The following is a 15,042-nucleotide window of genomic DNA, read 5'->3' as shown; positions in this document are numbered from 1 at the left end:
GATGCCCCTCGAGATGATGGTCCGTAAGTTGCGGCTGCACTCTGAGTTGCCGGACGAAGACGTCGCGGCTCTGCGGTCCATCGTGGCGCCGGTGAGGAGCCTGCCGGAAGATTCGCTCATCGTTCGCGAGGGGGAGCTCAGCACCCAATGCTGCGTAATCATGAGCGGCTTCGCCTATCGGTCCAAAGTCTCCGAAACTGGCAAGCGGCAAATCCTGTCGTTCCACGTCGCCGGTGACATGCCTGATCTCCAAGGCCTGCCAGTAAAGCGGATGGATCATGATCTGACGACTCTCTCGAAAGCCAAGGTTGGTTTTATAAGACATGATTTGCTCGAACGGACCCTCAGCACGCGGCCAGCCTTGGCACAAGCACTTTGGCGCGAGACGCTTACCGACTCGGCGTTGTTCAGGCAGTGGATCGTCAACCTGGGCACGCGATCGGCATCTGGCCGCATGGCCTATTTACTTGCGGAGTTGCGGGGGCGGCTTGCCGCGATGGGATTGGTTGCAAACGAGCAGTTTGACTTTCCGGTTACCCAATCGAAGCTGGCCGACGCGCTTGGGTTGAGCGTTGTGCATGTCAACCGGGTGCTTCAGGCGTTTCGAACGAAGGGCATCCTTGATTTAAGGAACCGGGTCGTCACGCTTCGTGACTTCGAAAAGGTCCTTGAACTTGGTGGGTTTGATAGCCTCGAGGACGATACAAGCACTGCATAATACGCGGTTCTGGCGATGCCCGGAAGCGCTCGTTCTGCAGGTTCTTCACCATGACGTCTCGGGTCAGCGGGGCGCCGACCATGACGACTTTGCGCAATTTAAATTCGGCCAGCCCATAAACCGGCCCGAACAGATCCGGCGTGCAGACGCCGCGCGCGACACTGGTCTCAGTCCCGAAAGCCATATCATCGCCGACATTCGCGACAATACGCGCCGGCACGTCAAGCGACGATTGCCAGCACTCAGGCGATACATGCGAGAGCTCGGCGAGCAGGAAGCGCAGACTTTGAGCCAGATATCTGTATTGCCGGCCTGATCAGACGTCGCACCCTTTTGAGGGTCCGAACACAAAGTACAAACTTAGCGCCGGCGCCGACGCGTCAGAGCGAAGCTCCCGCCGTCCTAGTCTCCTCCATCACTGCGCCCGCCTCTTGACCAGTCGCCGGGGTGATCGGATCTTCGGACGCACGAACCATGCAAGCACCGAGCAAACCAGCCAGGCGAATGATGCGCAGATGAAAGCGGCCGGAACGCTGCTCCGTACCGTCGACTGGAAAGCAAACGCAAACGCCAGCATCCCGATTGCTCCCAGCGCTGCGCCCGTTGCGTCGAGTGCGGCGGCTTGCTGCCCGCGCCACTCGCCAGTGAGACCCGCTTCCCGCTTGCTGCGCATTTCATGCTTCTCAATCAGGGTTGCACTGGCGCAGAAGATGGCGGGAAGCGCGAGAAAGGCATCGCCGATACACCCGCCGCAGTAACTGCTGATCAGACCGGTGAAGATGGTCGCGCCACCACCAAGTCCAAAGCGGATCAGGTATTCATACCAGCGGCCTTCCCTAAGGGATGACAGTGAGACGCGGACGGGTGTCATGCCTGCTTTTCGGCAAGGCCAGCAGGCCGAAGGCGATCACAAGCCAGACGATGAGCGACAGCAATGTTGCGGGGACGGCGCGCGGCCTGGCGCGAACGAGCAGCTGGCAGACGAAGAAGCTGTAGCCGGCGAGCGCGACCGCGCCCGCCATCATCGCGCGGCCCTGCAGGCCGGCGTAGTCGGCTCCGTGCTGGTACACGGCGATGCCGAGCGTCGCCGGCGCAACGGACGGCGCCGCTCCGAACAGACCGGCGAAGCTCTTCGGGCGCAGAACATCTCCCAGCATCGCGAAGGTCGATACCGCGGCTCCGCCCAGCAGAAAGCGGAGGACGTATTCGGTCATCGCGTCTTGCTCCGCCGCGGATCGTCCGCCGAATAACCGGTCCAGAGTCGCAGCAGTCGCTCAAGAATTGCTCCGAGCGCGAATCCCGCGACCACGTCGCTCGCCCAATGTGCGAGAACCACAACACGCGTCACCGAAAGAGCGACCGCAACTGCCTGTATTGCACGGCACGCGCCCGCGGGCAGCGTTCCTGCCGCTGACGCCAGCGCGCCCATGTGCAGCGCGTGGCCGGATGGAAATGCGTCCTCACGATTGCCCGAGATGGAGATGCCGTGGACGTGGCCGACCACCGTCAGCCGGTCCGGGCGGGTCTGGTTGAACAGCAATTTAAGACCGTGCGGCAGGAGCGACGCCGCGACCGTAACCAACAGCGCATGATTGCCGGCGCGCTGCAGCGAGGTATCGCGTCCGCGCGAGGCGATCCAGCCGGCGGCGGCGAGAACAAGCAGAACCTTTTCGTCGGCGCCCCAAGTCAGCGCGCGCGCGATTGCTTCGGGGGCGGGCGCGGTGTTGCGGGCGATTGCGTGCGCGATTACGGCATCCGCCGCGGTCGGGCGAACGGTCATCGGGAAAATTGGTGCACCGCGAAGGCGGCTTGCTCTTATGCGGGCGGTCGTACGCATGGTTTTCAAAGCCGTATTTCCATCCAACGCGCCAGATACGGCCTGGGTCCTAATGGCCCATGCCGGGTGTCAGGAGAGAGGTCAGAAGGAACCAATGGCAGTTCCAATCAATTTAGGTTTGCTAGCCTTTTACTGGGACACGCACCGAAGCTTCGCGCAACCGGTCGCGATGCATGGTGGGCGAAGATCGCTTTTCGGGGAGAGATGTCGATGGCGGAGCCGGACGTTCGCAAGGGGATGCCGGTCGTAATGCTCTCGCGCGATGAGTTCGAGCGGCGCTACCGCAAGCGATTTTTCGATCCAGTCTTCCAATCCGTGCAGGAGGAACTTGCAACGATCATCGCCGGTGCGTGGGATGCCTATAGCCATTCACGCAAAGCGCCAGTCACGCGCAAGGCCGGCCCCGGGTTTGCCGATCCCGACTATGATCTCGCGGTCGATTGGCTGTCCGCGCGCGATGCCATCGAAGCAGCACAGCGAACGCACGATGATCCGAACGCGACGCCGCATATCCTGCTGATCAACGGCTCCTCGCGCAGCGAACACACCTGCCCCGGCGAGATGTCGAAGAGCTGGCGTATGGTCGAAATTTCTGACGCCTGCTTTCGCGAGATGGGCTTCACGGTTGATGTCCTCGATTTGTCGCGGCTGACATCCGAGTTCGGCAGGGAGATTCATCCCTGCAAATCCTGCGTTTCCACGTCGATGGCGCTCTGCCACTGGCCTTGTAGTTGCTATCCAAACTATTCGCTTGGGCAAGCAGATGACTGGATGAACGAGATCTATCCACTCTGGGTGCGTGCGCATGGCATCATGATCGTCTCTCCTGTCAATTGGTACCAAACGCCCACCGCACTCATGGCGATGATTGATCGCCTAGTCTGCGCGGACGGCGGCAACCCTGATCCAACCTCAACCGACGGCAAGTCCGCGAGAGAAGCCAAGACGCTCGAACTCAGGGGCTGGCCCTATCCTAAGCATTTGAAGGGCCGACATTTCGGCATCGTGGTCCATGGCGATAGCGTCGGCGCGGAGACATGCCGCCGTTTCCTTGCTGACTGGCTCACCGATATGGAATTGATTTCGGCGGGCGGCATGGCTGAGATGGACGGCTACATTGGTTACATGAAGCCATATGCGACTTCGCACCAGGAACTTGACGAAGACCGTGCATTCCAGGATCAGGTACGTAACGTCGCGTTGGCTCTTGGCGCCGCCGTGGATCTCGCGCGGACCGGTCATTTGGAAGACCCCGCCAAGGGACTCAGGGATCCACAGCCGAAATAATTGGGAGTTCCTGTTCTCGCGGGAAGCGGAAACGGGCCGCCGAAGACCACTCCCTCGGCAGCGGTCATCTCGAGAAGTAATGCAGCAACGACGCCGTCTCGCGATCGCGCGGCGATATTCCGCATTGGCGGCTTCTTCCTCCACAGCATCCGTAGCGACGCCACTCCTAGGAACCCTCGGGCCTACTCGGCTTTTGGTTTCTCAACTAATCCAGCGAGGGAGACCACCATGCCGCGCGGCGACAAGTCCAGCTACACCGACAAGCAAAAGCGCCAAGCCGAGCACATCGAGGAAGGTTACGAGCACCGCGGTGTTGCGAAGAAGGAAGCCGAGCGGCGCGCGTGGGCGACCGTGAACAAGGAAACACACGGCGGCAAGAAAAGCGGCTCGGGACGTGGAACCAAGGAAGACCACTCCCAGTCCAGGAAAGGCGGCCGCCTCGGAGGCGCCGCGTCGGCCAAACGACCCGCCGCGGAGCGGTCCCGCTCCGCCAAGAAGGCTGCCCGGACGCGAAAGCGGCGCGCTGCCTAAGGCCGCTGCGAAACCCATCGACGAACTCACACTAAATATCACGTCAGCCGGGCGTATCGAGTGGCTTCATCTCCAGCAGTCCGCGCTACAAGATTTCTTCGATGGTCTCAGTTTGACCGCTTGGTCGGGGCGGCCTCCCCCTCCTCGCGGCCGGGCACGCTGATATGGACTTCGTGCCCCATCCTAATCGCGAGCGACGCGGCCGCCGCCGCAGATTCGAATGCAGCTTCCTTGGTTGCGTACCCGCTGTTCAGATTGCCGTCGTGCAGCACGCCCCATCCCTCGCCGGTTGCAATCACAGCGTATTGAGCCAATCCCATTGTCTCCTCCTTACGAAGCCTTGCCAACCGTATCCGCCATCCTTGCGCCCCGCACCCCGAGCGGCTTCCCGCGGCCCACGGTCGAATCGATTGTGGTCTGATGCTCGATCTCGGAGTTCAGTTCCGCTCCACACAGCACGATGATGGCGGACATCCACATCCAGGTCATCAGGCCAATGGCCGCGCCAAGCGAGCCGTAGGTCGCGTTGTAATCGCCGAAATTCGCAAGATACCAGGACAGCAGCGCCGAGCCGATCAGCCACAGCACGGCCGCGGCAACGGCACCAACGCTCAGCCATTGCCAGCGCGGTGTGGTCCGGCTGGGGCCGTAGCGATAGAGCACCGCGAGCGCGACGAGGAGCAGGAGGACCAGGATAGGCCACCGTCCGAATCGAATGATGAGTTCGGCCCGTGTGCCTAGACCGACTTGCTGGAGCAGAAGCGGCGCGACCACTACGGCCCCGACCATCAACATGACCGAAATGAGGGCTGCTATCGTGAAAGAGAGGGATATCAGGTTGAGTTTGACGAAACCGCGCTTTTCCTTCTCTTCGTAGACGACGTTGAGCGCATCGAAGACCGCCTTCATTCCAGCGTTGGCGCTCCAGATCGCGATCAGCAGACCGACGGCAAAGGTAAGGCCGAGCGTCGAAGTCCCCTTCGCGAGCACGCGGGCGATCTGGTCCTGGACGATGACAAATGAACCTTCGGGCAGCATCAGCGCCAGGCTTTGCAGATTGGATGCGATCGTGGACGGATCGGCGAACAGGCCGTAACTTGAGACCAGCGCCGTGATGGCCGGAAAGATCGCGAGCAGCCCGTAGAACACGACGCCGGCGGCGGTCGCCAACAGCCGGTCCTCGTCGATCTGCTGATAGGTACGCAGCAGAATGTCCTTCCAGCCGGCGGCGGGAATCTGAAGCGGCGTGTGAGCCTGCCGTCCACGATCTTGCGCTTCGGCGAGCACGGGTTCCGCCCGCCGCCCTGGGACGGATGGTGTCCCCGATCGTGATACGTGGCGATAGATCGCCAAAGTCGCCAGCGCGGTTGCGCCAGCGAGCAGCAGGTCGTTCGGCCAATTCGAGCGCGGAGCCATCGCTAGTCCTGAATAACGTCGCGCGGACGCTTGAAACGCGAAACGGCAAACCAGCCGATAAGCATCACGGCAGCCCCGGCGGCCAATACCTGGGTCGTGGGATCGGCGTTTACCCCTGCTCCCGATCGGGAGGTGGCGATCAGGCGCGCCGCCACGGGCACTGCGACCGCTCGCTTGAGCATGTCGGCTTGCTGGCCTGACCGCGGGGCCGCCGGCGCTGGACGCGCGAGCAGCCCGCGGCCCGTCCCCAGCCCCAGCAGCCCGAGGAGGAGAAAGACACCCCCGATCGCGGCATAGGCGATCCAAATGCCGTAACGAAGGTCGATAGCATGGAAGGCCGCGGCACCCCCGATCCCGATTGCCACCAGAAGCGACACTGCGCCGACGAGCATGAAGCCGCATGCCAGCGCGTAGCCGGTCACCAGACGCTCGATCCATTGTCGTAAGTCCGCGAGGTAAGATTGGGCGATCAGGCTGAGTGACGGTCGAGCGTTGGCGCGCATGGCGGTGTCCACTGCTAGTCGGCATCGGACAACCCGGCAGGGTGAACGACGTTCCCTACCCCGCCACGCGTGACCGCTCCGGCAGCGTGGCGCCTGCGTCGCTGAGCATTGTGGTGACGAGGTCCAGGAGCCGATGCTTCACGGCGTCCGCGTCGGCAGGCTTCGCCTTTGCACTGACCGTCAGTTCGACGATCGGATGCGCGGCATCGGAGATGTCCACCACTTTCGAGACGTGCACTTCGGGCGCGGGTCGCGCCTCGATTCGCGAGTCCTCGCGCAAATGCTTCAAAATCTGCTCGCCGATGTGCCCGATCGGCCTGACCGCGCGGACCGGGAAGGACACCTTCACATCACCGGTGCTGGGATGGGTGCTGTGATTGATGATGGCGCTGCCCCATACCGAACCATTGGGCAGCAGGATCTGGGTGTTGTCGGACGTGATGAGTTCGGTCATGAACAGCGACAAGGATTGCACCTTACCGGCCTTGCCGGCAACCTCGACGTCGTCGTTGAGCCGAAACGGCCTAAACAACAGAAGCATCACGCCAGCGGCTAGGTTGGACAACGTTCCCTGCAAGGCCAGCCCGATGGCCAGCGACGTAGCGCCGAGCACCGCAACCAGGCTCGCCGTCTGAATGCCGAAAAGCTGCGGCACGGCGATGCCGACCACGGCAAGCACCGCATAGCGCGCAAGGCTGGAGAGGAACACCGTGACCAAGGCGTCGACACGGTGCGTGGCCGTGAGCACGCGCAGGACAAATCGCTGAGCGATGGCTGAAGCGTACCATCCAAGAACCAGCAGCAGAACGGCAAAGATCGCATTGAGTCCATAGAGGACCAGCGTCGCCTTGAGGGTTTCAAAATTGAGCGCCATGGGTCCCCCTACGGCGAAGGCGGCCAACATGGCCGCCGGCAGCAAGGCAAACGCGCCAGGGAAAGTCGCGTTCCCGATAGCGGGCACGGCGAGCGGACCGAGGGCTTACCGGGCTGGAGGGAGTATCGCGCGTGGCGGCAGGGAACTCGGAAATGGCCGCGCCACCATCAGCGTCGCGCGCTCGTCGGTCTCCAATGCGATCTTTTGGGCAAGCATCACGTCGCCCGCCACCAGCGAACCGACAGGCCGGAAGCACCAGCCGAGGACCACGCGGTCGCGGCCGTCCATTTCATAGACATTAGTCGACGTACCATAGCAAATCCGATAACGCTTGCCGGACTCCGAGCCGATGACGTCGAAGCGATTGTGCTTTTCAAATTGCGATTGCTGCTCCGGCGAGAGCCATGCGGACAGCAGCGCCAGCCCGCGCGTCTCCCTTCGTTCATAAGCCTGCCAACGCTCCCGGGTCGCGACCAGCGTCGCACGCAGCGTGCCGACGGCGTGCTGCAGCACTGACAGCAGAGACACGGCGCGCAGACGGGCGATCACGGCGTCAGCCGCCCACCAGCCGGGGATAGAACAATGTTTCCTGGGCGGTCGGATCCAGCGTGCGGACGAGCGCCGCTTCGCCGGAGGATCTCCGCACTGCGGCGGTGTAGCCGTCCGACGTCAGCTCCGCGAAGCGTGCATTCGCCCAGGCCAGTTGCTCGCTGTCCTCGGGATCGAAAGATTGCCTTGTGTCGCCGGTGTGGTCCATGACCAAGATCATTGCCATCATCGTCTCCCATCGTAGCACGTTCGCCCTTGCATCAGACCACCGGCACAGGGGTCGTTGGCCTGCCGCCCATCCACTCCGGCAGCGTCGCGCCGTCGCGGTGCCGGCCGCCCGCACAGGCTGCGGCCCAGGCTGCGACCGCGCCGAACAACAGCGCCGCCGCAACCGAGAATGCGAGGATTACCGAGCTCCGCCGCGATCGCTGGATGGCGGTTCTAGCATCACCGACGACGCTGTCGACGCGCTTCTCGGCCTCGGCGGCGGGCAAACCGGTCGCTGCCGCGATCTGCTGGATCAGATAGCTTCGATCTTCGGTGCTGACGCCGCTGTGGCCAGAGCTGGTCAGCAGGATACGGCCCGCCTCGGCCCGATCGTAACCAATGTCGAGATTGGCCGGACGCCGCACCGACCGATACAGGTGATCGAGCTCAGCGCTCAGCAGCTGCTCCGCAGCCGTCGCAACAGGCCGGCTCTGGACCACCGGGCGAGCGGTCGACAAGCCGACCAGCGCGATGATTGTCCCGCCCACGATAACGGCAAGCGCCCAGGCGGTCAGCCCGTGAAGTCCGTCGTTGCTATCGACCACGTCGGCCGGTATCGCGCCAATCACACGTTGCGTTCGGCCGGCGATGTAGCCGCCGACGACAAAGCTCACAAGGGCTTGAAGGATCAGAAACAGCCCGGATAGCAGCGCGAGCGCGGCGGATGCATCACGCCATGAGGGCGAGCTCGAACTCACACCCAATCCAACTGCTGCTCCGAAGCTGATCAAGATCAGCGACAAGGCCGAAGCGGTGAGCGCGCCCGCGAAAATCGGACTCCATTGCAGTCGCAAGCCGCCCTTATCGTCGAGGACGTCAGCAGTACTTCGCCCGGTGTCCATGATGCACCTACCGCAATCCAAAGAACGATAGCACCGCAAGAATAACCACAATTAGCCCCACCAGATAGATCAACTGGTTCATGCACGCCTCCTCCGCTCTAGCTTGACAATCTGGCCGAGAAGGCAAAGTTCCTAAGCCAGGGCATTCGCTGATGTGAGTGGCCGCGAGGTTCTGTTGAGCTTTCTTCAAACTTCGATGGCGCCTGTTTGAGCGACCGTATCGGCTGTGGGGGCGCACGCGATGCACGCAAACTTGCAACGAAGTCAATCTTCGCATGTTGCCTATTCGCACGGAGATCAGCGGTGCCTACCCGGTACATCATGGGCCCGGCGGATGTATCGCTGTTGCCTCGTGTGTCTCCGCGACCGCCCAGGGAAACGACAAATGAAACAGCAAATCTTGACCAATCCGACCGATCTCTACCCGAAACCGCCGTTCAAGAAGCAGTCGCAACCGTGGCCCGGACTTGCGGGCGAGATGGAGCCCCCGTCCCGACCATGGCGAAACAAGCTATAAAGGATCCGCGCGGCTGGTAGGCCGGAAGGCATTGATCACCGGCGGCGATTCCGGCATGGGCCGGGCTGCGGCAATCGCCTTCGCACGCGAAGGTGCCGATGTCGCGATCAACTACTTCCCTACGGAGGAGGCGGACGCGCGGGACGTGATCGCGCTGATCAAAGCAGCAGGACGCCACGGGCTCGCGATCCCTGGGGACATCAGAAACGAGGCATTCTGCCAGGAACTAGTCACTCGTGCCGTCGATGGGCTGGGTGGTCTCGATATTGTCGTCAGTAACGCCGCCCGACAGCAGTCGCACGATTCTATTGTAGACATCTCGTCGGACGATTTCGACGCGACTATGATCTACGCGCCGTTCTGGATCATCAAAGCGGCGCTACCCCATCTCCAGCCCGGCGCATGCATTATCGGGACGACCTCGGAGCAAGCTTACGACCCCTCGCCTGAACTTTATGACTACGCCCAAACCAAGGCCGCGACGATGAACTACGTGAAGTCGTTGGCTAAACAGCTCGGCCCGAAAGGAATTCGAGTGAATGGTGTGGCGCCTGGCCCGATCTGGACCCCACTGCAAGTCTCCGGCGGAGCGTCTATGGAGAAGCTCGAGAAATTTGGCGGCCATACCCCACTTGGCAGGCCTGGCCAACCGGCAGAACTGGGCTCGATTTACGTCCAATTGGCGGCCGCCGATGCAAGCTTCGCAACGGGTCAGGTTTACGGCTCGTCGGGAGGACTGGGCAGCCATAACAGCCGTATGAGCCGCTGCCGTAACCTGCAGACTTTGAGCGGAAGCAACTTAATGATCAATGGGACAGCACACGTCCCCGGTGACGAAAACGAGCCGGTTTTGCCTCGGTGGCTATGAAGACGTCGGGCGCTCGGGTTTCGCGGAATCAGGAAATAGAAACGCGCCGATTGGCGGTTGGGTTGCCCCACCGGCCCGAGCGCGTGCACATCGCTACTGGGGCCGCTTCTTTGGCTGTATGTCGGCGCAACACGATCATCGGGGACAAATGCCAAGCCTTTGCTCTTTGCGACTCCGCCGCCGTAGGAACCATCAACGATCATCATGATTGGTTTTCTAAACTAATCGCATTGGAGGAGCACCATGGCGTTGGATAGCAAAGAAACTGGTAATCTGATTGGAAGCGACAAAGTCGAGGGCACGGCCGTTTACGGAGCTGACAGCAACAAGATCGGCAGCATCGAACGGCTGATGATCGACAAGGTGAGCGGCAAGGTTTCATACGCCGTTCTCGGCTTTGGGGGCTTCCTTGGCATTGGGGATGACCACTATCCTCTCCCGTGGCAATCGTTGAAGTACGACACTAACCTCGGCGGCTATGTCACCGGCATTACCGAAAGCCAACTCCAGGGCGCGCCCAAGTATCGCGATGAGGCCGGCTGGAATTGGAGTGATCCGGCGATCGGTCGCTCGGTGAACGACTACTACGGCGTGCCGATCTGATCGAATTAACTCAGCGGCGCGCGCTCAAACGACGGCTGCGCCGTCTGCCGAAAACAAATCCTTTGGTGGCATCATTATGCCCGGTCAACGTGAACTTTACCAAAGCTCGAATGGAGATCGCTGGACGCTTTGCAGCGAAGAAGACGGACGCGTTTTCGTCTTGCATGAGGCCAATCTTGCTTCGGGCGGCGCCTTCAACCGAATAGAGATTTCGGACCTCCTCGCTCACGCCAAGGGTGGACCAGAGCAGCAGGCACTCCTCCGGTTAATCGCCACCCTGGCTCACGAGAACTGATTAAGCGCTACATGCGGTGCAAGGAATGCTTACGCCAGCTCGTCCCCTTCAAGCGCAGCCAGATGGCATTGCGGGCGAACAGGGATCTCAACCATGAACCCGCCATCGTGGTTGCCCTGGGGTTATAGACCCGACCGCGCTTGTTATTCAGCCCGGGAATTGCGGCTGAATGAGCGATGCTATCATCACCGCCGCGATTAGAAACGCCGGCGCGCAGCTCACCCCAGCGGCTAACCAAAGCTCCGCATCGCAAAAGATTTCGTAATCATCATGCATGGACGGCTCTCCATCCGACTTGCCCGAAGAAGCGGCCCCGGCGAGGGGGAACACGCCGAGGGCCAAGTTTACACTGTGGTCATCTCCGGCGTTGCCTAACACCGGACATACTACAACCATCACCGGATACGCTTCGTTCCTGCTCCCAGTTGATCAGCTTCGCGTGCAACGAAAGCGGCCTCAGCGTTGGGTAACAACGCTGAGGCCTACTTCCTATGCTGTCGCAGACCGCCGATTGCCGCGAAATTCAACGGCCGTGCTGGGCCTGTAAAAATACGAAATGAAACAGTCTGCCCAAGTTTCGGATGATCGGGGCGGATTGAGGTTCCGGAAATAACGTGTGTGAATCGCGCTGAAAAATTGCTACTTTTTCCCAATGACGCCAGCGCTATCTATTGGGCGCGAAAGTGCAGATCGCTGCCTGATGTCACGATCTGAACGCATCGATCGCGTGAGCGACGAGGATGCCAACACTCAAAATCAAAAGTACTGAAACTGCTGCGTCAAACATAATCTGCACAGCAAAACGGGCCGTCCGCGATCAGTCAAAAGGAATTCTATCGGCGTCAATGCATCGCTCGACAGTTGATGCGCCGGCGCAACAAGGTAATTGGTGCCTGGTGGCATTTCAGACCAACAGGATCCTACCGTCCCTCCCGAGAGAGTCGGAGTATGTTCGGGAAGGCAACCGAAGGCCAAAGCTGTTTAGATTACAGGGGTGCTGGGCTGGTATCGATGTTGGACTTCGGACTTGATCATGTCTTCGGTCACCAGCCGCTTGCTGCCGATTTGAACTCCCTCGATGGTGCCGGCAGCGCCGCGAATCAAGCGACAGGCCTCGCCGAGATCGCCGAATGCCTGCGCTTTGGCCACCACGGCCTCGTCGATGCCAGTCGGTCGAAGTTCGGTCGCATCGAAGAAGGGAGACAATTGGCCGGGCGTTGCAACCAGCACCTTATCTTTGCCAGGCACCAAATCCATTGGGCCCCACAACGTCCACCAGCGGCCACGCCAGTCAGCGGTTGCCGGACCTGGGGCGCCGAGATCGTGAATGGTCTTCAGGATGTGGATAACACTTTCGAACCAGACGTTTGCGAGACCGTCTATGGCGTTGGTGAGGATGCTGATCGCGATATCCTGCTCAGGCAGAACAACCGTGCGCGTCAACGTTCCCTGGAAACCACCGGCATGACCTACCCAACTCCAAGGCCCAGGCGGACCGGAAATCGTGCCCAGGCCGTAGTAGCGCTCCAGTTGCGAGTGGGCATCGCGCCAGTGACGTCGCGTCATCTCGCGACGGCTTGTCGCCTTCAGAATGCTCGATCCGACGGCGGGAGAAAGCTGGCCGATAAACCGCACCAGGTCGCCAGCGGATGCCGTAAAGCCCGTCGCCGAGGCCATATCGTTCGTCACATTGTCGCCGGGGATAACGAAACGCTGGCCATAGGGGTAGCGGGTCGAGTGGCCACGGGCAAATGGGCGACACACGATCGGATCGAAGTCAGGTGTTGTCTCCGTAAGGCCGGCTGGGGCGACGACCTGATCGTAGATCCACCGGCCATATGGCTCGCCGGTCACCTTCTCGATGATCTTACCCAGCAAAGCGAAGCCATGATTGGAGTATTTGAACGTGACCCCGGCCTCGAGGGGCTGCGACACTGAAAGGTCAGCGCGAAACTCAGCCTCGCTCAGGAACGGCCGGCGATCCAAAAACTGACCGCTGTCGGTCCCATCGCGGGTTAGACCGGCCGCATGCGAGAGCAATTGGGAAATGGTGACATCAGCAACCTCTGGAGTGAGGTCTGCGACGTACGCACCGAGCCGGTCGTCAAGCCGGATTTTGTCGCGCTCGCGCAACAACATGATACCAGCCGCCGTGAACGTCTTCGAGTGCGAGGCGACGCGAAAACGATGACGAGAGGTGAGCAGTTCCCGGGTTGCGAGATCAGCCATACCGCTGGCATGCTCAAGCAGCACCTGACCCTTGTAAGCGACGGCTAGCGAGACACCTGGCTGATCGGACAATTCCCGCTGATAATCGACCCAGATAGGGATGTAATCAAGCGCAGAGGCGAGCCATTCGGACATGAGCGCTTAAATCCTGTCGGAGGTGACACCATCGGGCCCATTCTGCACATATTGCAGGCTGGATCGAGCGATGGGTTGGTGAAGACATAGCTGCATTTTGCGGGAGGAGGTATCGGCCGCCAGCTGGCGGCCCATCTGCAAGGCCAACTCGTTGCAGCGTTTCTTCAAACCAAATCATCTCGTTAAGCCGCGTTGTCGGAATGGCTTCAATGCCGTTGACGACGAGAAGAATTTTACAGAGACGCGGTCTTCGTAGACGGAACTGACTTTCATATCCAGCCCTTCGCCGATCTAGGTAAAGGCGAACTCCGCGCCCTCCTTTTCGACGGATTAGGCAGCACTCCGATGGTCGTATCCTGAACAGTGCCGCCGAGCGCGGCGAGGGACGCATAGCGAAAACGCGGCGCGCATCAGGAGGACCAGTTGAGCGGCGTGCCAAACTGTCGCGGTTTTTGTCCGGCCCCACAATGCTGACCTCCGGATTTGCTTTAGAGGAACTTTGCTAAGGGCTTTTGGAGCCCCTGCCCCGAGTGCGGAAATCTATATCCGAAGAGCTGCTTTGGATTCTGTTGCACTCAGATGCTGCTCCTACCTCCGACGGCATGGCCCGATGGAACAACGATAACGGCTCGCGTCTTGCAGAGCACGCAGTCCAATACAGGACATAGAGGATACGATGAAGCTGTCGATCGAAGCCGAACTCGTTTACAATTTTGTCCAGGATACCCAAATCATCGCCAACATCGAGGCCGCGAGCACCAGCGATCAGGCCATCCTATCGGAATCGTTTCGCGTTCAGCCGACGGCGCGAATCCTTTCCGACATCACCTCTCACGGGGACCGCCGGATTCGCGCCTCGCTCTCCGGTGAGGTGACGATCAGCTACGTTGCGGTCGTCGAGAACAACCTCCGGCAATTGCTTCCTCGGTCGGGTCGTCAGCGTGTATGGTCCGACCTGCCAAGCGACGTCCTCCCGTTTCTGCTCCCAAGCCGCTTCTGCCCGTCCGACAAGTTCATGCGGTTCGCACAACGTGAGTTCGGCGACGCGGGCGACGGGGTAAGCCGGATTATGGCAATTCTTGAGTGGATCAATGGCAACGTCGATTACGTTGCCGGCGTCAGCAATGCCGAAACGACGGCCGAGAGGACCTTCGTGGACCGGGCTGGGGTCTGCCGTGACTTTACCCATCTAGGGATCACATTGGCCAGGGCTTTGGGCATCCCGGCCCGGGCCGTGAGCGCTTACGCGCTGCAACTCGACCCGCCGGATTTTCACGCCATCTTCGAGGTCTACCTTGAGAATTGCTGGTGGCTCATCGATCCGACCCGGCTGGCGCCGATCGAGGGCATCGTCCGCATCGCGAGCGGCCGCGACGCATCCGATATCGCCTTTCTGACATCGGACAGGCAGTGCCAGGTCATCAGCCAGAGGATCGCAGTTTCCAAGGCACGGTGAGCCACGGGACGACGGCCCGACGACACAAACGTCCGGCGATAGACGAGGCGATTTGCAACCAACACCAAGAAGGACACGTGGTCGAAATAGGAACGTAGCGCGTCTCGCCGGAATT

17 protein-coding genes and 1 pseudogene are annotated in these 15,042 nt (G+C 60.9%); 6 read left to right on the top strand and 12 right to left on the bottom strand.

Annotated features, from left to right (window positions below):
* Window position 1: 1 nt before the first annotated feature.
* Window positions 2-718 (top strand): Crp/Fnr family transcriptional regulator, encoded by a 717-nt coding sequence (locus G6P99_RS07810; RefSeq protein WP_035977788.1) that lies wholly within the window; start codon window positions 2-4, stop codon window positions 716-718.
* Between the two features lie 415 nt (window positions 719-1,133).
* Here G6P99_RS07810 and G6P99_RS07805 read toward each other — a convergent pair whose 3' ends face one another.
* The 3 genes from G6P99_RS07805 to G6P99_RS07795 are packed head-to-tail and all read right to left on the bottom strand — an operon-like array spanning window position 1,134 to window position 2,498.
* Window positions 1,134-1,589 (bottom strand): DUF3147 family protein, encoded by a 456-nt coding sequence (locus tag G6P99_RS07805; RefSeq protein WP_029083802.1) that lies wholly within the window; start codon window positions 1,587-1,589, stop codon window positions 1,134-1,136.
* Window positions 1,555-1,932: a DUF3147 family protein gene (locus G6P99_RS07800; RefSeq protein WP_051346620.1), complete on the bottom strand. Its 378-nt coding sequence runs from the start codon at window positions 1,930-1,932 to the stop codon at window positions 1,555-1,557. Before G6P99_RS07800 ends, G6P99_RS07805 begins: the two co-directional genes overlap by 35 nt.
* Window positions 1,929-2,498, bottom strand: coding sequence for a phosphatase PAP2 family protein (locus tag G6P99_RS07795; RefSeq protein ID WP_029083803.1), 570 nt, complete (start codon window positions 2,496-2,498; stop codon window positions 1,929-1,931). Before G6P99_RS07795 ends, G6P99_RS07800 begins: the two co-directional genes overlap by 4 nt.
* Before the next feature lie 267 nt (window positions 2,499-2,765).
* Here G6P99_RS07795 and G6P99_RS07790 point away from each other — a divergent pair, with 267 nt between their 5' ends.
* Entirely contained in the window at window positions 2,766-3,842 is a 1,077-nt protein-coding gene (locus G6P99_RS07790) for a flavodoxin family protein (protein WP_029083804.1), read from the top strand.
* Between the two features lie 228 nt (window positions 3,843-4,070).
* The gene (locus G6P99_RS07785) at window positions 4,071-4,373 is read left to right on the top strand and encodes a hypothetical protein (RefSeq protein WP_029083805.1); all 303 of its coding nucleotides are present in this window, start codon (window positions 4,071-4,073) and stop codon (window positions 4,371-4,373) included.
* Window positions 4,374-4,480: 107 nt separating this feature from the next.
* On the opposite strand, the gene G6P99_RS07780 is transcribed toward G6P99_RS07785, so the two are convergent.
* The 7 genes from G6P99_RS07780 to G6P99_RS07750 all read right to left on the bottom strand — a co-directional run bounded on the left by G6P99_RS07780 (window position 4,481) and on the right by G6P99_RS07750 (window position 8,824).
* The gene (locus tag G6P99_RS07780) at window positions 4,481-4,693 is read right to left on the bottom strand and encodes a hypothetical protein (protein WP_029083806.1); all 213 of its coding nucleotides are present in this window, start codon (window positions 4,691-4,693) and stop codon (window positions 4,481-4,483) included.
* A 10-nt stretch (window positions 4,694-4,703) separates the two neighbouring features.
* Window positions 4,704-5,789: a YihY/virulence factor BrkB family protein gene (locus G6P99_RS07775; RefSeq protein ID WP_029083807.1), complete on the bottom strand. Its 1,086-nt coding sequence runs from the start codon at window positions 5,787-5,789 to the stop codon at window positions 4,704-4,706.
* Window positions 5,790-5,791: 2 nt separating this feature from the next.
* Window positions 5,792-6,292, bottom strand: a complete 501-nt coding sequence (locus G6P99_RS07770) for a hypothetical protein (protein WP_245284831.1) — start codon at window positions 6,290-6,292, stop codon at window positions 5,792-5,794.
* A gap of 55 nt (window positions 6,293-6,347) precedes the next feature.
* Window positions 6,348-7,166 (bottom strand): mechanosensitive ion channel family protein, encoded by an 819-nt coding sequence (locus tag G6P99_RS07765; RefSeq protein ID WP_051346621.1) that lies wholly within the window; start codon window positions 7,164-7,166, stop codon window positions 6,348-6,350.
* Between the two features lie 105 nt (window positions 7,167-7,271).
* A complete protein-coding gene (locus G6P99_RS07760) occupies window positions 7,272-7,712 on the bottom strand; it encodes a hypothetical protein (protein ID WP_414645586.1) in 441 nt (146 codons plus the stop codon).
* 7 nt (window positions 7,713-7,719) lie between these two features.
* Window positions 7,720-7,941: a hypothetical protein gene (locus G6P99_RS07755; RefSeq protein ID WP_029083809.1), complete on the bottom strand. Its 222-nt coding sequence runs from the start codon at window positions 7,939-7,941 to the stop codon at window positions 7,720-7,722.
* Window positions 7,942-7,975: 34 nt separating this feature from the next.
* Complete coding sequence (locus G6P99_RS07750) at window positions 7,976-8,824, bottom strand: hypothetical protein (RefSeq protein WP_165127718.1); 849 nt, start codon at window positions 8,822-8,824, stop codon at window positions 7,976-7,978.
* Window positions 8,825-9,162: 338 nt separating this feature from the next.
* On the opposite strand from G6P99_RS07750, the pseudogene G6P99_RS07745 reads away from it, so the two are divergent.
* A pseudogene (locus tag G6P99_RS07745) lies at window positions 9,163-10,083 on the top strand (SDR family oxidoreductase); the annotation flags it as partial.
* Between the two features lie 369 nt (window positions 10,084-10,452).
* On the top strand, window positions 10,453-10,812 hold the full coding sequence (locus G6P99_RS07740) for a PRC-barrel domain-containing protein (RefSeq protein WP_029083811.1): 360 nt from the start codon (window positions 10,453-10,455) through the stop codon (window positions 10,810-10,812).
* A 442-nt stretch (window positions 10,813-11,254) separates the two neighbouring features.
* On the opposite strand, the gene G6P99_RS07735 is transcribed toward G6P99_RS07740, so the two are convergent.
* Together G6P99_RS07735 and G6P99_RS07730 are read right to left on the bottom strand one after the other, a co-directional pair.
* Window positions 11,255-11,383: a hypothetical protein gene (locus G6P99_RS07735; RefSeq protein WP_256375193.1), complete on the bottom strand. Its 129-nt coding sequence runs from the start codon at window positions 11,381-11,383 to the stop codon at window positions 11,255-11,257.
* A gap of 705 nt (window positions 11,384-12,088) precedes the next feature.
* Complete coding sequence (locus G6P99_RS07730) at window positions 12,089-13,471, bottom strand: serine hydrolase domain-containing protein (protein WP_029083814.1); 1,383 nt, start codon at window positions 13,469-13,471, stop codon at window positions 12,089-12,091.
* Window positions 13,472-14,147: 676 nt separating this feature from the next.
* Here G6P99_RS07730 and G6P99_RS07725 point away from each other — a divergent pair.
* A complete protein-coding gene (locus G6P99_RS07725) occupies window positions 14,148-14,927 on the top strand; it encodes a transglutaminase-like domain-containing protein (RefSeq protein ID WP_029083815.1) in 780 nt (259 codons plus the stop codon).
* Window positions 14,928-15,042 lie beyond the last annotated feature (115 nt).

It is taken from the genome of Bradyrhizobium sp. 6(2017) (genome assembly GCF_011058295.2).
Taxonomy (GTDB): domain Bacteria; phylum Pseudomonadota; class Alphaproteobacteria; order Rhizobiales; family Xanthobacteraceae; genus Bradyrhizobium; species Bradyrhizobium septentrionale.
This window is presented reverse-complemented; position numbering and strand designations above follow the sequence as displayed.